At 35.9% G+C, this 24,634-nt stretch carries 19 protein-coding genes and 1 other annotated feature; of the genes, 11 read left to right on the top strand and 8 right to left on the bottom strand.

Going from position 1 to position 24,634, the window contains the following annotated elements; all coding sequences use genetic code 11:
- Positions 1-11 precede the first annotated feature (11 nt).
- Positions 12-800, top strand: a complete 789-nt coding sequence (locus IGL98_RS14720) for an alpha/beta hydrolase (protein ID WP_206841587.1) — start codon at positions 12-14, stop codon at positions 798-800.
- 53 nt (positions 801-853) lie between these two features.
- Here IGL98_RS14720 and IGL98_RS14715 read toward each other — a convergent pair whose 3' ends face one another.
- The gene (locus IGL98_RS14715; protein ID WP_206841591.1) at positions 854-1,501 is read right to left on the bottom strand and encodes a TetR/AcrR family transcriptional regulator C-terminal domain-containing protein; all 648 of its coding nucleotides are present in this window, start codon (positions 1,499-1,501) and stop codon (positions 854-856) included.
- Between the two features lie 237 nt (positions 1,502-1,738).
- Here IGL98_RS14715 and IGL98_RS14710 point away from each other — a divergent pair, with 237 nt between their 5' ends.
- The gene (locus tag IGL98_RS14710; protein ID WP_242590282.1) at positions 1,739-3,448 is read left to right on the top strand and encodes an ABC transporter ATP-binding protein; all 1,710 of its coding nucleotides are present in this window, start codon (positions 1,739-1,741) and stop codon (positions 3,446-3,448) included.
- A complete protein-coding gene (locus IGL98_RS14705) occupies positions 3,441-5,210 on the top strand; it encodes an ABC transporter ATP-binding protein (protein ID WP_206841598.1) in 1,770 nt (589 codons plus the stop codon). Before IGL98_RS14710 ends, IGL98_RS14705 begins: the two co-directional genes overlap by 8 nt.
- A 356-nt stretch (positions 5,211-5,566) precedes the next feature.
- Here IGL98_RS14705 and IGL98_RS14700 read toward each other — a convergent pair whose 3' ends face one another.
- Together IGL98_RS14700 and IGL98_RS14695 are read right to left on the bottom strand one after the other, a co-directional pair.
- Entirely contained in the window at positions 5,567-6,052 is a 486-nt protein-coding gene (locus tag IGL98_RS14700) for a hypothetical protein (protein ID WP_206841600.1), read from the bottom strand.
- An 18-nt stretch (positions 6,053-6,070) separates the two neighbouring features.
- The gene (locus IGL98_RS14695; protein WP_206841602.1) at positions 6,071-7,366 is read right to left on the bottom strand and encodes a helix-turn-helix domain-containing protein; all 1,296 of its coding nucleotides are present in this window, start codon (positions 7,364-7,366) and stop codon (positions 6,071-6,073) included.
- Positions 7,367-7,814: 448 nt separating this feature from the next.
- Between IGL98_RS14695 and IGL98_RS14690 the strand changes: the two genes are divergently transcribed.
- The 6 genes from IGL98_RS14690 (at position 7,815) to IGL98_RS14665 (ending at position 14,937) form a co-directional block, all read left to right on the top strand.
- A complete protein-coding gene (locus IGL98_RS14690; RefSeq protein ID WP_206912908.1) occupies positions 7,815-10,787 on the top strand; it encodes an isopeptide-forming domain-containing fimbrial protein in 2,973 nt (990 codons plus the stop codon).
- Positions 10,788-10,799: 12 nt separating this feature from the next.
- Entirely contained in the window at positions 10,800-11,198 is a 399-nt protein-coding gene (locus IGL98_RS14685) for an LPXTG cell wall anchor domain-containing protein (protein WP_206841609.1), read from the top strand.
- The gene (locus IGL98_RS14680; RefSeq protein ID WP_206841612.1) at positions 11,195-12,004 is read left to right on the top strand and encodes a WxL domain-containing protein; all 810 of its coding nucleotides are present in this window, start codon (positions 11,195-11,197) and stop codon (positions 12,002-12,004) included. Before IGL98_RS14685 ends, IGL98_RS14680 begins: the two co-directional genes overlap by 4 nt.
- Before the next feature lie 40 nt (positions 12,005-12,044).
- Complete coding sequence (locus IGL98_RS14675; protein ID WP_206912904.1) at positions 12,045-12,827, top strand: WxL domain-containing protein; 783 nt, start codon at positions 12,045-12,047, stop codon at positions 12,825-12,827.
- A 328-nt stretch (positions 12,828-13,155) separates the two neighbouring features.
- Positions 13,156-14,142 carry a DUF916 and DUF3324 domain-containing protein gene (locus IGL98_RS14670; RefSeq protein WP_242590281.1) on the top strand — a complete coding sequence of 329 codons (987 nt, stop codon included), beginning with the start codon at positions 13,156-13,158 and terminating at the stop codon, positions 14,140-14,142.
- Positions 14,143-14,256: 114 nt separating this feature from the next.
- Positions 14,257-14,937 carry a winged helix-turn-helix domain-containing protein gene (locus tag IGL98_RS14665; protein ID WP_206841619.1) on the top strand — a complete coding sequence of 227 codons (681 nt, stop codon included), beginning with the start codon at positions 14,257-14,259 and terminating at the stop codon, positions 14,935-14,937.
- A gap of 124 nt (positions 14,938-15,061) precedes the next feature.
- Here the strand turns inward: IGL98_RS14665 and IGL98_RS14660 are convergent, their stop codons facing one another.
- From IGL98_RS14660 to IGL98_RS14640, 5 genes are all read right to left on the bottom strand, one after another.
- Complete coding sequence (locus IGL98_RS14660; RefSeq protein ID WP_206841622.1) at positions 15,062-15,643, bottom strand: tRNA (mnm(5)s(2)U34)-methyltransferase; 582 nt, start codon at positions 15,641-15,643, stop codon at positions 15,062-15,064.
- The gene (locus IGL98_RS14655; protein WP_206912903.1) at positions 15,643-16,611 is read right to left on the bottom strand and encodes a TIGR01212 family radical SAM protein; all 969 of its coding nucleotides are present in this window, start codon (positions 16,609-16,611) and stop codon (positions 15,643-15,645) included. Before IGL98_RS14655 ends, IGL98_RS14660 begins: the two co-directional genes overlap by 1 nt.
- A 14-nt stretch (positions 16,612-16,625) precedes the next feature.
- Positions 16,626-17,276, bottom strand: coding sequence for a phosphatase PAP2 family protein (locus tag IGL98_RS14650; RefSeq protein ID WP_069646455.1), 651 nt, complete (start codon positions 17,274-17,276; stop codon positions 16,626-16,628).
- Positions 17,277-17,465: 189 nt separating this feature from the next.
- The gene (locus IGL98_RS14645; protein ID WP_206841628.1) at positions 17,466-18,497 is read right to left on the bottom strand and encodes a DUF4097 family beta strand repeat-containing protein; all 1,032 of its coding nucleotides are present in this window, start codon (positions 18,495-18,497) and stop codon (positions 17,466-17,468) included.
- Between the two features lies 1 nt (position 18,498).
- On the bottom strand, positions 18,499-19,155 hold the full coding sequence (locus IGL98_RS14640) for a DUF1700 domain-containing protein (protein WP_206841630.1): 657 nt from the start codon (positions 19,153-19,155) through the stop codon (positions 18,499-18,501).
- A 309-nt stretch (positions 19,156-19,464) separates the two neighbouring features.
- Here IGL98_RS14640 and IGL98_RS14635 point away from each other — a divergent pair, with 309 nt between their 5' ends.
- Together IGL98_RS14635 and leuS are read left to right on the top strand one after the other, a co-directional pair.
- Positions 19,465-21,543 (top strand): muramidase family protein, encoded by a 2,079-nt coding sequence (locus tag IGL98_RS14635; protein ID WP_206912892.1) that lies wholly within the window; start codon positions 19,465-19,467, stop codon positions 21,541-21,543.
- A gap of 51 nt (positions 21,544-21,594) precedes the next feature.
- Positions 21,595-21,876, top strand: a binding site (T-box leader).
- Between the two features lie 206 nt (positions 21,877-22,082).
- Entirely contained in the window at positions 22,083-24,596 is a 2,514-nt protein-coding gene (leuS, locus tag IGL98_RS14630) for a leucine--tRNA ligase (protein ID WP_206841634.1), read from the top strand.
- Positions 24,597-24,634: the final 38 nt, after the last annotated feature.

The following is a 24,634-nucleotide window of genomic DNA, read 5'->3' as shown; positions in this document are numbered from 1 at the left end:
AGGGATATTGGATGGCTTTTTTGCAAGCGAATATTTATTCTAACGTATTAGAAATGGAAGTATCAGTGAATGTTATTTTGCCTCAAAAAACGGAGAAAAAAATCGGTACAGCGACAAAAGGGAATCTTACAGATGTCCCTGTCATGTATCTACTTCATGGAATGGGTGGAAATCATAGCGTATGGGAACGTCGAACATCGATAGAACGTTATGTTTCAGATTTAGGATTAGCGGTGATTATGCCGTCTACAGATCTTGGTTGGTACACGGATACAACGTATGAAATGAATTATTGGACGTTTGTCTCTGAAGAATTACCGATTATCTGTCATGAATTGTTTCCACAATTAACGACGAAAAGAGAAAAAACATTTGCGGTAGGATTATCAATGGGTGGATATGGTGCTTTAAAACTGGGACTGGCTAAACCAGAAAACTTTGGTGCTGTGGCTTCTTTATCAGGTGCAGTGAATCTCGCTGACAGAATAGAAGATTTGTTGGCGGTGAAAGGAAGAGCATTTTGGGAAGGAATTTTTGGTCCGTTAGAAAATGTTCAAGGATCGATCAATGATCCCGTTTTTTTACTTGATCAGTTAATTGCAAGTGGGAGAACTGTACCGAATATTTTTCTTTGTTGTGGTGAAGAGGATTTACTTTTACATGGAAATAAATCAATGGCGGCAAAACTTATAGCTTATAATATTGAACATACATTTGAAACAGGACCGGGTAACCATGATTGGATCTTTTGGGATGAGTGGATTCAACGAGTATTAGAATGGTTGCCGCTAGATAAATAAAGAAAAAAAGCTTGGACAAATAAAAAATGTCTAAGCTTTTTGCGTATTTACTATTAGACGAAAGTATCTAGCCCATTCAAAAATACCCGCAATGTTTTCATAAAAAAATCTTTTTGTTTTTCTTTTTGCCGATATTGAATACTTTCACTGATATTATTCAGCTCATGATCTTGAACGTATTGTTTCATCAAGATAATTTGTTTTTTCAAATAATCGTCGCCAGACACCACTTTATTATACAATTTCTTCTCTTCAGCAGAATCCAACAGCATACCAAATAATAAATGCTGTAAAGAGGTGATCGTCATATAACTTAATTCGATGGAAAATCCGGCTTCATTAAGAATACCCAATATTGCGTCGAGATTTCTTAAACGAGAAGGATAAGAAGGAATCGTTTGGATTTCAATTTCTATAGCACAAGGATATTGTTGATACAATTCATAATAATTTTCCATATAAGCATAGATTGTTTCTTTCCAATTCTCTTTTGGTTTTGGCGGAATAAAATGATCTTCTATTTCTTCAGCCATACTTTGCAGCAAGGCTTGTTTATTTTCTACATGCCAATAAATCGCGGGGGCTTGTATATCAAGTTTTTGAGCGACTTTACGCATGGATAATTTTTCTAATTCAGGATTTTCTCTTAATAATTGAAATGCAGCTTGAACGATTTTTTCTTTTGATAATTTTGATTCCAAATTTTCTCATCCTTTTATCTAAAAATGTAAGCTAAGTTCTTGAATTTCGTTTCTAAAAATGGTAAATTGTTATGCGGCCTAATTTTACAGTGTTAAGTTTGTGAAGTCAATGAAAGTGAACGTGTCTAGCGTATTATCTATGACCACATAATAACACTAAATGATCGTTGAAAGTTGCACAACGAATCAGATAAGGCTAGTTCTACTAAGAAAGTTGGGATATAAGTGAGTATTATTATGGAGCATGTCAAAAAGTACAAGCTGGAAGTTACTATAGCATTGTTTACTGTTGTTGTCATGGTCATGTCGGCATTATGGCAGCCTAAACTATTACAAAAAGTGTTAGAAGCAATTATTAAAGATGATAAGAGTCAAATGAAAGAACTTGGATTGTATTTGATTGGGATCGCAGGATTAGGCTTGATCGCCGGCGTTTTCAACACGATTTATTCTGCAAAAGTTGCACAAGGTGTGAGTGCAGATATTCGTGAAGCAACATTTCGTAAGATTCAAACCTTTTCATTTGGAAATATCGAAGAGTTTTCGGCTGGTAATTTAGTTGTTCGTTTAACCAATGACGTGACTCAAATTCAAAATGTGATCATGATCGCATTACAGTCATTATTTAGAATACCGATTCTGTTTATCGGTAGTTTTATTCTAGCAATGATGACATTGCCGCAGCTGTGGTGGGTGATTGTCTTATTGGTTATCGCTGTATTCATTATCACAGCACTATCGTTTTCACAAATGGGCAAACATTTTACGATCATCCAAACATTGATCGATAAAGTGAACGGATTAGCCAAAGAAAATCTTTTAGGGATTCGTGTCGTTAAATCCTTTGTTCAGGAAAAGAATGAATTAAACCGTTTCACCAAAGTCAGTGAAGAATTGACGAAACACAACTTGATTGTTGGAACACTATTTTCTGTGATGATCCCATCCTTTATGTTGGCAGCTAATTTAGCTGTTGTAGGGTCTATTTTCCTTGTAAGTAATCTTGTAAAAGATGATCCAACTGTTATCGGTGGTATTGCCTCATTCATGAGTTATTTAATGCAAATCATGATGGCGATCATTATCGGTGGAATGATGATGATGATGACTTCTCGTGCTGCTGTTTCAATCAAGCGGATCAAAGAAGTCATGGATACAGTTCCAGCACTAACATATAAAGATGTACCAGAACAAAAATTAAATGGTAGTGTGGTTTTTGATCATGTTAGTTTCCGTTACCCAGGAGATGATACAGATACGTTGAAAGATGTATCGTTTTCTATCAACCCTGGTGAAATGGTCGGGATCGTAGGCGCGACTGGTGCCGGTAAGTCGACTTTGGCACAATTGATTCCACGATTATTCGATCCGTCTGAGGGAAAAGTGGAAGTTGGCGGAATTGACTTGAAGGATGTCAATGAACATAGTTTGCGTAAAGCTGTGTCTTTCGTATTACAAAAAGCGATTCTTTTCTCTGGTACGATCTCACAAAATTTACGTCAGGGAAAACGAGATGCTAGTGAAGCTGATATGTCTCGGGCAACTGAAATTGCGCAAGCAAAAGAATTTATTGAAAAATTATCATTACAATACGAAGCACCAGTTGCTGAACGAAGCAACAACTTCTCAGGTGGACAAAAACAACGTTTATCTATTTCACGAGGGGTGATCGGTGATCCTAAGATTTTGATCTTAGATGACAGTACAAGTGCCTTAGATGCCCGTTCAGAACGTTTAGTAAGAGAAGCGTTGGATAGAGATTTAAAAGATACAACAACGATTGTGATCGCACAGAAAATTTCTTCTGTTGTGCATGCAGACCGGATTTTAGTTTTAGATAAAGGTCAATTAGTGGGTGAGGGAACACATGAAGAATTAGCGAAGACAAACCCAATCTATCAAGAAATCTATGAAACACAAAAAGGAAAGGATGAAAATAATGACTGATTTAATAAGAGCAAGTAAATTCTTTTTTCATTATTTAAAACGTTATAAACTTTCCTTCTTGTTTATCTTTGTGACAATTGTTATTGCCACGTATTTACAGGTTAAAGCACCTCAATTTATTGGTGAAGCAATTCAAGAATTGGCAAATTACGTGGGTGCTTTGGCGCAAGGAACAGATGATAAGAGCAAATTCATCGATATTATCTGGAAGTTATTGATTTTTTATGTACTAACAAGTGCAGCAAACTTTATTTACAGTATACTATTTACCCAAGTTGTTGGAAAATCAACAAACCGGATGCGTATCGGCTTATTCAATAAATTAGAAAAATTAACGATTCGTTTCTTTGATTCACATCAAGATGGTGAAATTTTAAGTCGTTTTACCAGTGATTTGGATAACATCCAAAATAGTTTGAATCAAGCCTTACTTCAAGTGTTGACGAATGCCGCATTATTTGTTGGAATCTTGATCATGATGTTCCGTCAAAATGTTCAATTGGCGTGGGCAACGATTGCTTCTACGCCTGTAGCGATCTTGATTGCTGTAGTTGTTATTAGCAAGGCAAGAAAATATGTTGATATCCAACAAGATGAAGTCGGTAAATTAAACGGATATATGGATGAAAAAATTAGTGGACAACGCGTGATCATCACAAATGGTTTACAAGAAGAAACAATCGATGGATTTTTAGAACATAATGAAACAGTGCGTAAAGCAACGTTTAAAGGACAAGTTTATTCTGGACTGCTATTTCCAATGATGCAGGGAATGTCTCTTGTAAATACTGCTATTGTGATTTTCTTTGGTGGTTGGTTAGCTTTAAATGGTGATTTGGAAAAAACAGTTGCTTTAGGTTTAGTCGTAACATTCGTTCAATATTCACAACAATATTACCAACCATTGATGCAGATTTCGTCAGGCTATAGCATGATCCAATTAGCGATCACAGGAGCTCGTCGTTTGAATGAAATGTTTGATGAGCCGGATGAAATCAATCCAAAAAATGGCAAAGAAATCGATGGTATCAATGAGTCTGTCTCGTTGAATCATGTTGAGTTTGGCTATGACCCAGAAGTACCGATTTTAAAAGACGTTTCAATTAACGTAAGCAAGGGTGAAATGGTCGCTTTAGTTGGGCCAACGGGTTCAGGTAAAACGACGATCATGAATTTATTGAATCGTTTTTATGATGTGAATAGCGGTTCGGTTACATTTGATGGTACAGATATTCGTGAAATTGAATTAAGTAGTTTAAGAAGTCATGTAGGAATCGTTTTACAAGATTCAGTTTTATTCTCTGGAACAATTCGAGCAAATATCGCTTTTGGTAAACCCGAAGCTACTGAGGAAGAGATTATAGGGGCTGCTAAACAAGCAAATATTCACGAGTTCATCATGGAACAAGAAAATGGCTATGACACTGAAATTACTGAGGAAAACAATATTTTTAGTACAGGTCAAAAACAACTGATTAGTATCGCACGTACAATCATCACAAACCCATCATTATTGATTTTAGATGAAGCTACAAGTAACGTAGATACTGTAACAGAAGCAAAAATTCAAAAAGCGATGGATGAAGCAATCAAAGGCAGAACCAGCTTCGTCATTGCTCACCGCTTGAAAACAATTTTGAATGCAGATCGTATTGTTGTTTTAAGGAACGGTGAAGTGATCGAAGAAGGAAGCCATCATGAATTGTTGAAACAAGAAGGTTTTTATTCAGAATTGTATCACAATCAATTTGTATTTGAATAGAAGAAAAAGACAACCCTTTATTTTTATAGGGTTGTCTTTGTTTATTTATAGAGGAAATGAAGACACAAAACCCCAAAAAATTAAGAAAATATCTTGTAGATTCTGAGATAATAATCAGTTGTTATTGATTATTGTTTCACTTTTTTATAAAAGCAGGTTTGTTTTGGAAACATGGGGTGAAGACTTCCGTTAGGCTGGCATTGAATGGAATAGGAAAATTCATAGAGAGAAAAGTTTACATAACCGAAAAACAAGTCTGATTTTGACGATTATTATCAAAAATCAGGCTTGTTTTCTTTTAGTAAAGGACTATTGTCTCAGATACGTCTTTTTGTTCATCATGAGGAAGTTAAAATTTAGTCTTTGCATTTTCGCCCATAAATCAGTATACCTGATAATCTGGCTAAAGATTGACCTGTTTGAGTGGTAGGTTCGATAAAATCTGATGAGCCTCCACCTCTGCTTGGAGAAGGTTCAAGCAATACTCCTTCATTACCGATTGGGTAAAAAGAAAGCTTTTTAATATTGTGTAATTTAGATTGTTTCTTCGCTTTAGTTTCAGGTAGAGTAGGCTTATTTTCCTCTTTCTCTTCCTCTTCCTCTTTGCTAAAAGTAATGGAATATTCACTGTTCACTTGATTTGTTCCGCTTAATTCGTTTGATTCACGTTCATTTTCCGATTTTTGGTCTGGTGGTGGGGCTGTTGGCTCAACTGTTACCTCAGGATTTAACGGATTTACAGGCGAAACGCCCCCGTCATCAGGCGAGGCAATACTTTCTATGGGTGAAGTAATAAGTAAACTAGCAAGTACAGCATTACAAATAAAAAGTGTTGAGAGCAATTTTTTTTTCTATCTATCCTATCCATATATGTAGTCTCCTTGTTCTTTTAATTTAACGACTTTATTGCCAAAATGCTCCCAATCAGAAGCGAGCGGAGGCTTTTTCCAAATAATATAATCACATGTTAAACCAGCGGGTTTAAGGTCGGATAAATATAAAGCTGTTCGTTCAGAAAGGCTCTCTTCAACGACAATATTCAGAAATTTGAATGACTGGATATTATCTAAAATAAATGAATTGTATGATTCACCATAGGAAAAATCGATACAAATATATATAGGTTTACTAAAAATTGCAGCAGGAACACATTGAATCAGCAAAAATAAATAATCATATTTAAGGGCATTCGTTTTATTTTCATCTAACTGCTGCTTACGTATAAATGAGTCAATAAACAGAAAAAAATCAGGATAGTTCTCTTTAAAAAAACTAAAGTCAAAATCAAAACTATATGCTGCGTCTGTATGAGTAAAATGAAGAAATTTATAGTGAATACGTAATAATCCCCATTTAATATTGGAAAAATTCGGAGTTTGTTGATTTATCCCCATAACCGTTTTCAATTCTTTTAGCAGTAATTTATTTAAGGAGAAGGCTTCTGGGCAAAAGGTATCTATATGCTCAGCGATTCCCTTTGGATTATTACTCATAATCAACTGTTCAGCAATCAAAAATGAATAGATAAAAGACACTTCCTGCACAATTTCTTTTAATGTCAATGTTGTATGGTCAGAAAACCAATTTTTTATCGACATCACTTTTTCAGAGTATTGAGCACTTTTGGTTTCTAATGGTTTTCCATGTAAAGCAATCGTATTTCCAGCATATAATCGCTGAAATAAAATGGCTAAGTAAAATCTTAGTTTTGCAGCTTGTGAAGGTGCATAGTTCATCGAATAAAGTTTATCAATTCGATGGAGCAGAAGGTTGGTCAAAGTGACAATTTCTTTTGAAAAAGGGAATTCTAAACTATTGAAAGAGTAAAAATAGACATCGTAAAGAAAAATCCGAATCGTTGTTTCGTTTCCTGACAAGTTTAAATTAGAGTCGATCTTAATGTCATATGTAGTAAGCAGTTTATCAAGCTCAGATTTTAAAAGGTATGCTGCAGAAAGACTCAAATAATACTTTGACGAAAAATCCTCAAATGAAAAATCCTCGGACTTAAAAATGGCGTCTAAAAGCAAAAATAGCTTTGATTCTTTTTGATAATGCCATTGCAAGGTCAATAAAGAATCTTTTCCAGTTGAATAAAAATAAACATCTTTATCCTTAATGATTATTTTAAAATTTGAGAGTTGAAAGATTTCCAAGTCCTCAATTATTCTATTTATTTCTTTTTTTATGACATAGGAAGAGAGAGCTAGTTCAGCACTGAGTTGCTTGAATGAAGCTCTTTGTAAAGGTTGAATCTCAAGGTATTTAAAATTTCTAACCTTTGCTGATACTCCTTATCTAGTAGTTGTTTCAAAAATCCTCCATAAAATATTTTTAAATAATGTAGTAATGATATTTAAATTTAATCTTTATTATAGCCTTCATTTCATAGGGAATACAAGATGTATACGTATAAAAAATAGATTATGGGGTGAAAATGGTGATGGCAGAAGCTTTTGTAGATCTTTCCAAAAATATTTAAAAAATTTGAAAAAAATTGAAATGACAAAGAACTCTCAAGAGAATAGAATAATCTCATGTCTTAAGGACAAGGTGCACCAACTCCTTTTTGAAGACAAATATTCACTGGAAAGGACATCGTGAATGACAATAAAACAGAAAAAGAATGTTATTTTTGGTAAGTATTTGATTCTTATTTTCTCTCTTTTATTTGTTTTAATTGGTAGTGTAGCCATGTCTACTTCTAATAAAGTTTCCGCAAAAGACAAAACAATTCAGTTGAGTATGACTGAGGAAACGGTTCAAGTTAATAGGGTAGCTAATTTCTCTATCAAATTAAACAATATAGAAGAGGACGCTTTGACACTAAGCTACCCAAAAAGTTTTCAGCTGAATGAAGAAAGATTTAGACAGGAAAATACAGACAAGATAGAAAATATCGAGATTACTTCTGAAAAGCATCAACTTTCATTTGTATTGAAAAATAAACAAGTAAATACTGTTATATTTTCTGGACGATTTCTTCAAGAAGGAAAGCAGAATATAATACTTCAGGCTGGTGAAGAAAAAGAACAGGTTACAGTGGCTGTTGAAAATTCAACAGAAGAAATAGCTGAAGATGAGGAAACAATCTCAGATCTATCTACTCAAGAAACTACAACAGAAATGCTACCAGAAAGTTCGTCAATAACGACTGTTAGTACCGCAGAAGAAATCAGTCCAAGAGTTACGTTACCTAGTTTTGATTGGAAGCAATTAAACAATGATGGGTTAGATTTATCAACGTTTAAACAAGTTTCTGTGAATACACCAGTTAAGTTGACAGGTGGAGTGTTTGATAATCAACTACGAGATTACTATATGTTTTTTGGGCATATGGGTAAGTCAAATATTTATAATTATACTACTGGATTTTCTACTATTGGTAATATGTTTGCGCCGCTAGGATCAGATAAAAAATTACCATTACTATCTCCGATGATGATTGGCGTAAAAAAACCGGATGGTGTTCAAAAGAGCACAGGAGTTTTCGGTTACGATTATGACTATGCGTTTAACTCTGTTGGTTCATCAGGAGCCAATTTTGATATTGGAGAGGTAGATCCTACAACAGGTTCCATTTCAAAGTCAGGAGCAAGTTTAGAAGGGGAAACTACATCCACTTGGATAACTTCTCAATATGTAAAAGACAATGAAGTCGTTTCATATGGTTTTTTTGAGACACGTGGGAAAGCTGGTACGGATACAACACCTTATTATTTACCTGTGAGGGTTCATGGTTATGTAGTAAGTGAAGGGACTGGAAGAATTCGTTATGATGTAAGTTTTTACAATGATAGTACTACAGACAAAGACTATGCTATAACATACGGAGCGCATATGGATGTTGGTGGATCCCATACAAACTCTCAGTTATTTTCTTATGGTAAATCAGGTTTGTATTTCAATGAGCCAAATAAAACACCAGTAGATAAATTGCCTGCACGGATTTATTTCTATACGAATAATGGTTATGGAGATGCCGCTGGACCGAAAGATTATAAATCAGGGAATTTAACCGAGGCCAGCGGAGGTGGTGGAAGAGGTCTATTTAAAATTAGTTATTGGGGTTCCATCAAGTCTGAACAATGGTTACATCCTATGGTGGGTTCTACAGCTCCTTCTGAAGAGTGGGATCCAATTCAACCATTAGGGTATAAATTTCCCTTAAGCCATCCTGTTTTTGCTCTCAGATGGAATAAGATGAATGTAAAACAGGGAAGCGTAGGGACTGGTTCCTTGGATTTATCAATTGAAGAACCTGCACCTGTAATACCTTCTGTAGAAAAAACATATGAAAATGATCGAACTTCAGGAGAAAAGGCTGAGGTTGGCGATACTCTTTCGTTTAGCGTAATTGCAAGAAATCGTGGAGATATGGATGTTTGGAAACAGGTGGAATTAACAGATACATTGCCGCAAGAATTAGAGTTGGACACAAGTTCGTTAAAACTAGTAGATGTAAATGGCACAGAATCACCTCTAGATCCTTCGATTTATGACAAAGCATCACATAAATTCACAGCTGGATTATATGATATAGCTGCCCAGTCACAAGTTGAAATAAAGTATAAAGCGAAAATTATCTCTGGAGCGGATCAAACAATTATCAATAAGTTTGCTGCTACTAATAACCTTGCACAAAATGCAAGTATAGATGCCAAAATACCCGTTCATGAAAAAATAAACTACCAGGTAAAACAAGAAGTTTTTCATGAAGATGGAAAAACTGTTGCGGATAATGCTGTACAAGGAGAAACGCTGATTTATCGTACAACTGTATTAAATCCGAAGTCTTTAAGTAACCCTTCGTATACAGCTTTTTCAGCAAATGTAACTATGGATAAAAATAATTTAGAAAATATCCGGAATCTTACTGTGAAAAACGAAGCTGGAAAGTCGATTGGTTACGGAGTTATCGCTAACACAGAAGTGGTATTTTTAGGCTTGGATATGGAGCAACTTAAGAATGAACCTCGCAATCAAAATCTTGTTTTTGAATTTGAAGCGACTGTGAAAGAAGACGCACTCGACGGAACAATAATTAAATCAAAAGTAAATTCATTTTTTGGAGCATTTACTGATGATTCAAAGACACCACAAGATATAGAATCTAATGAAGTACAAACAGAAATCAACAAAAAAAGAGGAGATCTTGTCTTCATTTCTGCTCCTAAAATGCTTGATTTTGGCCAAAACTTAAAAATATCTGCAAAAGATCAAGTCTATCCAATTGGAACAAAAGACGATGATTTAGTTGTTGAAGATCATCGTGGTGTTGGTGAAAAGTGGTCAATGAATGCGACATTACAAAAAGAATTGACAAGCACCTCAGGTCATGAGTTATCAAATAGTCTTCATTACAAAGATCAAAAAAATGACTATATCTTTACCTTAGGAAACGCTATACCAATTACAGAGAAAGAAACAGTCGATGAACAAGCTGTGAATATTTCAAATGATTGGTCGGGAACGAAGATTGGCCCATTTTTAGATGTAAAGGCAGGTAAACCACGAGCAGAAAAATATTCAGGAACCATTCAATGGACATTGCAAGATGTTCCTGCCAACGAATAGGAGGAGGAATAAATGAAAACAAAACAAGCATTTCTATTTGTATTGTCGCTATGCGGTTCTTTCCTTTTATTGATTGGGAGTCTCAATGTTTATGCAGCCGATTCTAAAGAATATGAGTCTCGTACAGGAGTGGGATTCTATGGTTCTTATGAATACCCAGAAGAAAATTCATCATCTGAAGAAGTATCATCGGACACCATTGACGACTCTTCTAAAGTGATTTCAGACTCAGGTATAGTGCCTGCTAATAATGATCACAGTCAGCTTGGAAGTAAACCATCTAAAATCTTTCCAAACACTGGGGAAAGCAGTAATCGTTATATAGGATTGATAGGTATCTTTATTTTAGTGATTATCCTATTGATTATCCTTATAAATAAGAAAAAGAAAACAAAGGGGAATATGAAATGAAATTAGTTAATTTTAAATCAGCAGCGGTGTTAATGATCCTTGCTTCACTGTCTGCGTCAAGTGTGAAAGTTTTAGCAGCTGAAAGCTACGAAAGAAACTATCAAAGTGGAGGAATCGTTGAATTTGTTCCAGATACTAACCCAACAGATCCCGTTGATCCAGAAAATCCAGATCCTAACAATCCGGTTGAACCATGGGACCCAACAACACCTGATCATAAACCAAATCCAGGAACAGAAGGACCATTAAGTATCGATTTTGCTTCAAGTATTGATTTCGGTAAAAATAAAATTACGAATAAAGATGAATTATATTACGCAGAACCACAATATTTATGGAATGAAGATCATTCAGATTTTGAACCATCATCAGCAAAACCTAACTATGTACAAATTTCTGATAAACGTGGAACAAACGGTGGTTGGACATTGACTGTTAAACAAGATGCTCAATTTAAAAATGACAATACATTGAATAAAGAATTGACAGGTTCACAAATTGTTTTCACTGAAGGTAAAGCAGCATCAAATAGTACTAATGTAACAGCACCAAAAACAGTGGATATGACATTAGTTCCAGGAACAGCAACAAAAGTAATGGCTGCTGAAAAAGGAGCTGGAGCAGGTACATGGGTAGATCGCTTTGGAACACTTGAAGATGTAGACGTAGACGGTAAAACAGTGAAAAAAAATAAAGCAATCACATTATCTGTACCAGGAACAACACCAAAAGATGCAGTAAAATATGAAACAAAATTGATTTGGTCATTAACAGACGTACCAGAAAATGCAACAGTGGAAGAATAAATCTAATAAAAAAATTGATATAAACAGAGGAGAAATTTAAATGAAATCATTAAAACTAACAACACTAGCAGGTGCTTTATTATTCAGTACAGTAATTTTCGGTTCACAAGCTTTAGCAGCCCCTGAAGAAATTCCTGCAAACCGCGACACAGATGCACAAGTAAAATTTGTTGAAGATGATGCACCGACCGACCCAACAGATCCAACAAATCCAGATCCAGAAAAACCAGTTGTACCAGTTGACCCAACAGATCCAGAAAAACCAGTGGAACCTGGAACAAATGGTCCTTTGAGTTTAGATTATGCTTCGATTCTAGATTTTGGTACCCAATTGATTTCTAATAAAAACCAAACATACTTTGCAAAACCTCAATTTTTAAAAGGAGCAGATGGCAAGGTTGATGAAGCAAATCCAGTACCAAACTACGCTCAAGTAACTGATAAACGTGGTGGCGAAAAAGGCTGGGCGCTTAGCGTGAAACAAAATGGTCAATTTAAATCATTAAAAAATAAAAAAGAATTAACTGGTGCACAAATCACTTTCTTGAATGGTGAAGCGGCGACTGTTTCTTCTTCAAAAGCGCCAAGTGCTGTAAAAGACACATTCACTTTAGGTACAGACGGATCAGGTATTGCTCAAAACGTGATGGCTACATCTACAGGTGAAGGATTTGGTACGTGGGTATACCGTTTTGGTGATGAAAATACCATGAAAGAAAGCATCAAACTAGATGTTCCTGGTTCTACAGTTAAAGAAGCTGACACATACAAAACAACTTTAACTTGGACATTAACTGATATTCCAGAAAATATAGAAGAGTAAACATAAAAGTATCACTTTAGAATAAGACATGAGATAAGACTGGTGATACTCATTGCCAGGTAGATAAACAATGATGAGGGAATAGTATCAACAACAAATTTCCTCATCAGGTTCTATCTACTAAACGCATCCATTTAAGAAAATTTACATGCCTACCTTATTTATTTTCTTAAAGAATGAGTATCTCGTTCAACTTATGACTTTATTCTAAATACATAAAAAGAAAATGGAGGAAAATAGTTGTGTTAAAATTTAAGAAGAATTTAGGTTTTTTTTTATTATTTTAGTTGGTTTAATGAGTTTTGTTTCTAAAACAGAAGCTTCTGAATTGAAGTTTAGTGTCGAACCAGTGATACCAGAAAATCAAAAGGATACAGGTCATACATATTTTGATTTAAATATGACCCCAAAACAAAAACAAAAGCTAAAAGTCCATATGCGTAATGATACAGAAAAAGAAGTGATCGTAAAACCATCTGTTCACGCAGGGACAACGAATATCAATGGTGTTGTAGAATATGGAGAATCTAATACAAAAGTTGATGATACTGTACAATACAATATCGAAGATATCGTCAAACCAACCGTCGATGAAGTGAAAATTCCTGCTAAAGGCTCAAATGATTTAGAGTTGGATATTCAAATGCCGGAAGGAAAATTTAAAGGGATTTTAGCTGGTGGCATTACATTAGAAGAAAAAGAAGAAAACAAAAAAGAGGAGAAAGATAAAGCGCAAGGACTGGCAATTGAAAATAAGTATGCCTATGTTGTTGCAGTTGTCTTACACGAGTCAGATGAAAAAGTCGAGTCTGAATTAAAACTAACCGAAGTAAAACCTGGACAAGTTAATGCCCGAAATGTCATCAATGCGACTATTCAAAATACGCAGCCAAAATATATGAACCAGCTATCAGTAAATACAAAAATTACAAAAAAAGGTAAAAAAGATGTCTTGTATTCTTCTAAAAATGAAGGAATGCAAATGGCGCCAAAAAGTTCTTTTTCTTATCCAGTATCGTTAAATGGAGAAAAGTTGAGACCGGGGAAATACACATTAGATATGTACGCAAATTCTATGAAAAAAGAGTGGCATTTCGTTCAAGATTTTGAAATCAAAGCAGATGTTGCAAAAAAACTAAACGAAACGGATGTAAGTGTGAAAAAGAATGATATGTGGATATATATATTGATTGGCGTATTATTCCTCTTAATAATAATTTTGATCGTCATCCTATTAAAGAAGAAAAAAAGAGAGAAAAAAGAAGCAGAACGCCAAATGAAAAAAAGCAAAAAAAGAAAAGTTAAACATAAATAATTCTAGAGATTGTCATAACATTTGAAAATCGTGCGAACTATTCAAAAATAAACATAAGGTGTGAACTGAAGTGAGCAATATTGGTTTATTTTATTTAGGATCGGAAAAAAGGAAGTGCAAGAAGAGTATCTAAAAGAATATCCTAGAATTGTTTTGTTGAGGGATGTGGCTGAACTTTTTGAGCAATTAAATCAATTAGAGGGCGTCATTATTTTAGAAGAAGAAAAAAATCGGTTAGGTGCAGTTTGTGAGTTGATTATGACCATAAAAAAACAGTCAACTTGTTTTATTTGGATTATTTCTTCTATAGAAAAAGAAATGGATAAATTAGTATATTTGCAATTAGGTGCAGATTTTGTGTTAAATAAAAACTCCAGTAAAATGGAGAAAGAGCTGATTATTAAAAATGCTTTGCTAAGAAATCATTTTTTGCTAGAGAAAGATGCAAGCATTAAAGAAAATACAAAATCGCGTAGGCAAAATATCGGAGAATTTCATTTGATTCCAGATAACTTTAGTGTGATGATCGATGGAGACGTTGAAGTTTCACTAACAAAATTGGAATTTAAATTATTAGATGTTCTTTCACAAAAACCTAAAATGACATTCAGCTATGATGAGATTGAAAAACAAGTCTACGGGTCTGATTCTAAAACGAGACAATATCGGATAACCAATCTCATTTATCACTTAAGAAGAAAACTTGAAAGAACCACAGGTCAAAATAAAGTCTATATAAAAACAGTTCGCTCTAGAGGATATATGTTGGATATCTATAATAATAACGTTCGTTAATACTAAATTTCAAAGGTTCTAGGAATGATAAAATAGTCATGACGATGGCAAAGACCGTTCGAAGAGCAGTTAGGAAAATCGTGAAAGTTTCCCCTAATTGCTTTTCGGACGGTCTTTTCTGTTTCTAAAATAAAACGGAGTGCCTCTTTTTTTCAATACAAAATAAAATCGGCGGATTATTCTTCTGATTGACAAACTGATATGTCAGTACACTATACTCTTCTTGAGGTAATTTTTGAGAATACTCTTGGACCAATGCTAATTCAGCTTCGCCGCCAGTATGTCCATAATAAACGACTAAAATGATTCGTCCTTTAGGCTTTAGCCTAGCAAGCAATGCATCTAGAGCTTTTTTTGTTGTATCAGGTTTGGTAATGAGTTGTTTATCACTTTTAGGAAGATAGCCCAAATTAAAAATAGCTGCTGTCAATTGAGTTTCTTCTGGAATTGCATCTCCAAGGGTTTCATGACCTTGATGCAATAAAGTAGTCTGGTCTTTTAAACCTAATTCAGTGAGCTTCTTTTCTGTATTTATCAGGGCTTGTTCTTGGACATCAAATGCATAGACTAAACCAGTTGAACCAACGAGCTCTGCTAGAAAAGCTGTGTCATTTCCGTTTCCCATCGTAGTATCAACGACTATATCGCCAACTTGAATCACTTCTTTTAAAAGTGTATGACTAAAATGGAGAGCTGTTTGTAACATTAGCTAAATACCTCCGTAGTTTTGTGTACATTATAGATACCTTGAATACTTTCACGACGTTTCATCTCATCATCAATGGCATTCAAGACTTCCCATTTCTTCAAACTCCACATCGGACCAACTAAAGAATCAGTAGGTGCGTCCCCCGTTAAACGATGGATCACGATTTCAGGTGGAATCATTTCTAGCTGATCACAAATAACATTTACGTAATCAGTTCGGGTCATTAACTGCAAACGTCCCTCATGATAATCTCTTAGCATACGTGTATTGGTCATAAGGTGCAATAGGTGTAATTTGATCCCTTGAATATCTGAATCAAGAATCGTTCGACGAACATTTTCTCTCATCATATCTAGACTTTCTCCAGGCAAACCGTTGATTAGATGGGTACAAACTCGAATATCATGTTTCCGTAATTTTGCTACACCGTCTAAATACGTTTGATAATCATGGGCTCGGTTGATCGTACTGCTTGTGTTTTCATAGGTCGTCTGTAATCCCAATTCCACCCACAAATAATACCGCTGATTCAGTTCAGCTAAATATTCGACAACCTCATCAGGTAGACAATCTGGACGAGTCCCAATCGAAATGCCGACAACCCCTTTTTCGTTGACCACTTGTTCAAAACGATGCCGAATCACTTCAACAGGCGCATGCGTATTTGTGAAGTTTTGAAAATAGACGATATATTGGTCAACATTCGGCCACTTTTTATGCATCATATGAACTTCTTTTTGAAATTGAATCGGCAAAGGATCTTGAGGAGCAACGATCATATCACCTGATCCTGAAACGCTGCAAAAAGTACAACCGCCTTTTGCGACAGTTCCATCTCGATTAGGACAATCAAACCCACCATCTAAAGGAACCTTAAATATTTTCCCGCCAAACTGCTGACGCAATGCATAATTCCATGTATGATATCGTTTATTTGGATCTTCCGTATAGATAAATTCAGACATAATTCTTCTTCTTTCTATTGTTGTTTACTTTTAAAGCGCCAGACAAAGCGTTTTTCTAAATAAATTGGATAGGTCATCAATAGCCAAGCTAAACCAAAACAGAATCCGCCTAAAACATCACTAGGGAAATGAACACCAGCATAGATTCGGCTGATACCAATCAGAAAAACACCTAATCCTAAGAGAATTTGTAAAAATAAACAAAGATTTTTTTGCTTAATAAATTGCGGTAATAATAAAATAATCGTTCCATACAACAATACGCTTCCAGTAGAATGACCACTTGGGAAACTGTAACTATGCTCTGTTACTAAATGATTTAAGGTTGGACGAGGGCGCATAAATAATAACTTGATCAATGGGTTAGCAACACCTGCAATCAATCCAGTATTGATCAAAAGCCAAAGCATTTCCGCATAATATTTTCCTCTAAAAAATATAAAAGCAATTGCTAAAGTCAAAATCCCTACCGTCAATGGATCAGCGAACTTTGTATACCAAATGAAAAATTGATTAGCTGAAGGATAAGGCGTCCGCACGATCGTCGTGATCGTTTGGTCAAACCCTTTTAACCAACCAGGGTAAAAACGCACTACGTAGCCTAAAAACATAAAGACAACTAAAAAACAGCTGCCTGCAAATTGATAGTATAATTTATTTTTCATGAAAGATCCTTTCCAGATTAGATAAAGTTTATTATAACATCAAATAATTAAGAACACATCTGAGAATCATCAAAAAAGAGGGTGTGAGACAAAAGTCAAATCCACTTTTGTCTCACACCCTAAATGCGAATGAACAGTTGGAATAAAAGTAAACACTTTTGTTCCGATCTCTCTGAATGTAAAAGAAAATTAGTCATCTTCTCCATCTTCATAATCTGAAGGACCTTCAACTGAAATATCCCCAGAACTTGTTTGTAACGTGAATGATTTTGTTCCTTTACCTTTTTTGTAAGAAGTTCGTTCTTTTCCAAATATCGTACTATCACCCAATTTTGTTTTTGTTTTGATCGTTACATCATATAAAATTTCTTCTGTGTGCAAATCAATACTTCCTCGTTGGGTTTCAACCAGTAATTTTTTAGGAATTTCTGTTCCATATAATGAAAAATCGCCGTTGATACTCTTGACGATAGCTTCGCCTTTTAAATTAGTTGCTTGGATTTCTCCATTAGTGGTTTCTATTTTAGCGCTCCCTTTGACTGAATTTAAGGAAATATCGCCAGATCTACTAGTAGCAGACCAATTAGATGCAACAAAATTACCTATTTGAATATCACCATTTGTGGTTTTGAATGCCGCTTCGTCTGCTTGAACATCATTTTGAACGTTAAGATAACCATTGCTAGTTTCAAGCGTCAATTTTTCTGTATTGGTATTAAGAACGTTAATGTCCGTATTGGTCATTTTAATGGATAAATCTTTTGTTGTGACACCCGAAAGATTGATAGTATCGTCAGCACTGCCATCGATTATCAAGCGTTCAGTATCGTCAGGGATCGTTAATGTTACAGCTGATCCTCGATCGAAAATCCCAAATTTTATTCCGTTTAGTTCTTGTTTATTCTTATTACTGTTTGCTGAAACCGTCAGTTGGTTGTCTGTTTCCTTAACATCTAAAGAACTGTTAATTGAAATAGGCATAGAACTCCGAGTATTCATTACGATCTTATTCGAATTTTCAGTAAGAATATGAAACTCAGCATTACCTGAAAGCTTAAGATGGATTTCTTTTGTACTTTGTTTATTTTTTATCTCATATATTTGTTCTTTTGTATCTGTCATAGAATTTTCAGCGCGTCTGAAATACACGGCACCTCCTATTCCACCGATGATCATGGATAAAACACCAATGGTCAGAAAAAAAGCAGTTGTCTTTTTCATATTAAACCTCTCCTCTTAAAACGCGAATATTCCATTGCAGATATCGTTTCAAAACTTTTCCAAAGAATTTTGTTAACGGCGTCAAGATCAATAATCCGATAATGCCGGCACCAAAAAGGAAAATACTGACAAACAATTGGAATATTGCGCCATCATTAAATCCGGAAAATATTGAAACGCCTCCGAGAATTGGTGAAAATAAGAAAACGACAGCGACTAACCAACAAGAAAATACAACCATAATAAATGCAAAAATCATCCAAAACATAAAAAGAAAGTTAAATGAAAGGACTCCTGCAACCTGACAGAATCGAGTAAAACCAGTACGATGAGGACGTTCATAGGAACGGTAAGTATCATCATAAGGATGTTCAGATATTTCATCATAACGGTAGTCATTATTTACAACTGGCTGGATTTCTTGCCAACCATCTCGTTCAAGTTTCTTTTCAGGAACGGTGATATCAAACTCTTGTAAAATTTCTTCAGCGATTGCCCTTGGTTTTCCTAGACTTTTTGCAATCTGTTCTTCTGTTTCTCCAGCAGCTATGCGTTCATCAAAAATTGTTTCATATTTATTCAAGATAAAAGCTTGTTGTTGGTTGGTCAGAGGTTTTAAGTAGATTTTCAATTCGATTAAAAAGTGCTCTTTGTTCATTTTTTTCCCCCGTTTCTTTTTACAGTCTCGTTACTTCTTCTCCACTATAATTTTTTTTAGAAGTAATAACAAGTCTTTAATCAAAAAATCAGCCTAAGGTAAAGAGCGGAATCAGACTTGAGACCTAGTCGTATTGAAAATTAAAACAAACCCGTTCAGTTGAGAAGAAAATCAAATTAGAAAGAAATGTTTTACATATTTTTTTGCATTTTTGGGAAGAAAAAATAAAAAAATATTTCTATTTTCTTTGAAAAAAGGGTATACTATAAATTAAGGAATACTTTCTTTAGAAAATTCGGAGGATATATTATGGAGAAGTACAAAACATCAAGAAAAGAGCGGAGGAAAGCCGAACAGAACAAGCTTGCTTACGATCAATTTAAAAAAGGAACCACTGTGCTTAGCTCTGCAATTGTTGTTTCCTCAATTGCTGCACCGATTGCCGCGCCAAAAATTGCTGAAGCATCAGAAGATAAGATACCAAGTGAACAAGTAAGTTACTCAGATACAAATACACATACAGAAGCCGTTCAAACGCAAACAACGACAACTGACTCTAACGATTCGATGACACAAGATACTCAGACTGCAGCACCTGAGACATCTTCAAGTGAAGAAACGTCTGAAACACAAGAATCATCAGAATTAAATACATCAGAAACAACACAAAGTACTGAGACAACTGAATCAACAGAAGAATCAACTGCAACAACAGATTCTTCAACAGCTGAAAAGGAAGAGCCGAAGACACCAGAGCTTATGATGCGAGCAGCAGCTGCTCCTCAACTTAGAAATATCAGTCCAAGTGCTTTCATTGCTGAAATATCTGGACATGCCCGTTCAGTTGCAGCAGCAAATGATTTATATGCTTCTGTAATGATGGCTCAAGCGATTCTTGAAAGTGACTGGGGGAGAAGTACATTATCTGCAGCACCAAACCACAATCTATTTGGGATCAAGGGAAGTTACCAAGGACAATCTGTTACAATGAAAACTTGGGAAGTGATCAATGGGCAGTGGGTTCAGGTAGACGCAGCTTTTAGAAAATACCCTTCTTACTCAGAATCATTCAGTGACAATGCATATGTTTTGAGAAATACATCATTTCAAGCTGGCGTTTATTATTATTCAGGCGCATGGAAGAGCAATACGAGTTCATACAGAGATGCAACGGCTTGGCTGACAGGACGTTATGCAACAGATCCTAGCTATAATACAAAACTTAATAATATTATTACAACATACAATCTAACTCAATATGACACTCCTTCATCAGGCGGTGGAAATACTGGTGGCGATACTGGTAGTGGCAACACAGGCGGTAATACAGGTGGAAATACTGGCGGTGGAACAAGTAGTCAAGATGTGACACATACTGTAAAAGCCGGAGATAGTTTATGGGCATTGTCTGCTAAATATGGCACATCAATCGCTAATATCAAAAGCTGGAATAAACTTTCTAGTGATGTAATTTACGTAGGTCAAAAACTGATCGTGAAAAAAGGTTCTGGGAACACGAGTGGCGGCAATACCGGTGGAAATACTGGTGGCTCAACTGGCAACAACGGTGGTTCAGGAAATACTGGAACTTCAAACACATACTACACAGTAAAATCAGGTGATTCGTTATGGGCAATCGCTAATGCAAATGGCATAAGTATCGCTAACCTACGTCAATGGAATAATTTAAGTGGAGATATCATTTACCCAGGTCAAAAATTGATCGTGAAAAAAGGTTCAGGAAATACTGGTGGCGGTAGCACAGGAGGAAACACTGGTGGCTCAACTGGTAATGCTGGCGGTTCAGGCAATGCAGGAACCTCAAACACATACTACACAGTAAAATCGGGTGATTCGTTATGGGCAATCGCTAATGCAAATGGCATAAGTATCGCTAACCTACGTCAATGGAATAATTTAAGTGGAGATATCATTTACCCAGGTCAAAAACTGATTGTGAAAAAAGGTTCTGGCAATGCTGGCGGAGGCAACACAAGTGGAGGCAATAGCGGCTCAACTGGAAACGCAGGCGGCTCTAATAATACTGGTACAGCCAATTGCTACTACACGGTAAAATCAGGCGGCTCGTTATGGGCAATTGCCAATGCAAATGGCATAAGTATTGCTAATCTACGCCAATGGAACAATTTAAGCGGAGATATTATTTACCCAGGTCAACGTTTAGTTGTGAAAAAAGGCCAAGGGGGATCAACTAGTTCATCTGGGAATCAAGGTGGTAGTCAAACAGCAGGTTCACATACTGTAAAAAGCGGAGATACCTTATGGGGACTTTCTCAAAAATATGGAACAAGCGTCCAAAGAATCAAACAATTGAACGGCCTATCTAACGATATAATTTATATTGGTCAAACATTGAAAGTTAAATAAAACAATTGAATTTAGCTGAGATCTTTGGTAGTATGATAGCACATGATAGATATATAAACAGTGAAAAGGAATAGTAGAAAGAACCATGTTTTAGAGAGCGTATGGTTGGTGAAAATACGCACAGAAGCTTTCGAACTCGCCTTTGAGTTATTTTACTGAATGAGTGAAGAAATGCTCTTTGAGCTTTTTTCGATGTAGATGAGTGACGAGTAATAATTCGGCGATCATCTGAACTTTAGTAAGTAAAATCGGCGACGGCCGTTACAGCGTTGAGGCTTGTATTTATACAAGTAAATTTAGGTGGTACCACGTTGTCAATCACACGTCCTATAGGAAATTTTTCCTGTAGGACTTTTTGTTGTGAATCACTGCGACTGGCTAGCCAGAGCAGATGATGAACAATACAAGGCGTGCAAAGGGAGGAAGTTACCTTACTAGTGAAACAAACCAAGTAAAAACTTTAACAAGGTACAGAAAACAAACCTAAAAAAGTAAACAATCACTAACAATAAAAAGCTACATAAATAGGAGGAAAAAACGTGAGTTACGATCACAAAAAAATCGAGAAAAAATGGCAAAAATATTGGGCTAAGCATAACAGCTTTACTACTCATGACGATCCAAATAAAGAAAAATTTTATGCCTTAGACATGTTTCCCTATCCATCAGGGCAAGGTCTTCATGTTGGACATCCAGAAGGCTATACAGCGACAGATATCCTGTCTCGAATGAAAAGAAGTCAGGGTTATAGCGTTTTACATCCAATGGGATGGGATGCATTTGGATTACCAGCCGAACAATATGCTTTAGATACTGGTAATGACCCAGCAGAGTTTACGAAAAAAAATATTGAAACATTTAAACGTCAAATCAATTCATTAGGTTTCAGTTATGATTGGAATCGTGAAATCAATACGACAGATCCAGAATATTATAAATGGACGCAATGGATTTTCACAAAACTATATGAACATGGTTTGGCTTATGAAGCAGAAGTAGCCGTAAACTGGGTACCGGAACTTGGAACTGTGATCTCAAATGAAGAAGTCATCGATGGGAAAAGTGAGCGCGGCGGTTATGATGTTGTTAGAAAACCAATGCGTCAATGGATGCTTAAAATCACTGCTTATGCAGACCGTTTACTGGATGATTTAGATTTAGTCGATTGGCCTGAAAGTATCAAGGATATGCAACGTAACTGGATCGGACGTTCTGAAGGGGCGAATGTTGATTTCAAAGTCAAGGGAAGTAATGATACGATCACCGTTTTCACAACACGTGCAGATACTTTATTTGGTGCTAGTTATTTAGTCGTTGCGCCGGAGTTAAAAATAGTTGATGAGATTACAACACCAGAGCAAAAAGCAGCAGTAATAGCTTATCAAGAAGAAGTAAGCAAAAAATCTGATTTAGATCGTACAGATTTATCTAAAACAAAAACAGGGGCTTTTACAGGGGCATATGCGATCAATCCGGTGAACGGCAAAGAAATCCCAATCTGGATTGCAGATTACGTTCTAGGAAGCTATGGGACAGGCGCTGTCATGGCTGTTCCAGCTCACGATGAAAGAGACTACGCGTTTGCTGATAAGTTTGACATCGAAATGATTCAAGTTATTGAAGGCGGAGATATCACGAAAGAAGCATACACTGGAGATGGTCTTCATATCAATTCTGGTTTCTTAGATGGTCTAACTAAAGATGAAGCTAATGAAAAAATGTACCAATGGCTAGAAGAAAATGGCTGTGGTAAAAAAGAAGTCACCTATCGCTTGCGTGATTGGCTATTTTCTCGTCAACGTTACTGGGGTGAACCAATCCCTGTGATCCACTGGGAAGATGGTACAACAACGACGGTTCCAGAATCAGAACTACCATTGAAATTACCGAAAACGGATGATATCAAACCAAGTGGAACAGGCGAATCACCGCTTGCCAATATTACTGAGTGGATCAATGTAGTCGATCCTGAAACTGGCAAGAAAGGCAAACGTGAAACAAATACAATGCCACAGTGGGCCGGAAGCTCATGGTACCATTTACGCTATATCGATCCTCATAACAAAAATGAAATTGCCAATTATGAAAAATTAGAGCGCTGGTTACCTGTCGATATTTACATTGGCGGAGCAGAACATGCAGTACTTCATTTATTATATGCACGTTTCTGGCATAAATTCTTGTATGATATCGGTGTGGTACCAACAAAAGAACCGTATCAAAAACTCTATAATCAAGGAATGATTCTTGGTCAAAGTTTCCGTGACAGCCGTGGAGTACTGGTTCCTACCAATATGGTCGAGAAACGTGACGGCGTTTGGGTGAATAGTGAAACGGGCGAAGAGCTGGAAGAAGCACCAGCTAAAATGAGTAAATCATTGAAAAACGTTGTAAATCCAGATGATGTTTTGGAAAAATATGGTGCGGACACATTAAGAATGTATGAAATGTTCATGGGACCTCTTGATGCATCGATTGCGTGGAGTGAAAATGGACTTGAAGGCAGTCGTAAATTCTTGGATCGTGTATGGCGCTTGATCGTAGATGAAAATGATAAGATGCGTGACCGTATCACGACAATAAACGATGGACGTTTAACGAAAGTTTATCATCAAACAGTGAAAAAAGTGACAGAAGATATGGAAAATCTGCACTTCAATACGGCAATTTCTCAATTGATGGTCTTTGTGAATGAAGCGAATAAAGTCGATGTTTTACCGTATGAATACATTGAAGGATTCGTTCAATTACTAGCACCAATTGCACCACACGTTGGTGAAGAGCTATGGGCGATCCTTGGAAATGAAGAAAGTTTAACCAATGCTCCTTGGCCGACATATGATGAATCTGCATTGATCGAAGATGAAGTCGAAGTCGTTTTCCAAGTTAACGGAAAAGTTCGTGCAAAATTGAATATCGCTCGAGGTTTAAGTAAAGAAGAGCTGGAGGAAAAGGCTCTAGCAGCAGAAGAAATCCAATCCTTCATTGATGGAAAAACGATACGTAAAGTTATTGTTGTTCCAGATAAATTGGTGAATATTGTAGCGAATTAAAGAAATTAGAAACAGAGGTGCTGAATAAAATCAGTATC

The organism is Enterococcus sp. DIV0840 (genome assembly GCF_050527835.1).
Classification (GTDB): domain Bacteria; phylum Bacillota; class Bacilli; order Lactobacillales; family Enterococcaceae; genus Enterococcus_L; species Enterococcus_L ureasiticus.
The sequence above is the reverse complement of the archived record's forward strand: the minus strand, read 5'-3'. Positions and strand labels throughout refer to the sequence as shown.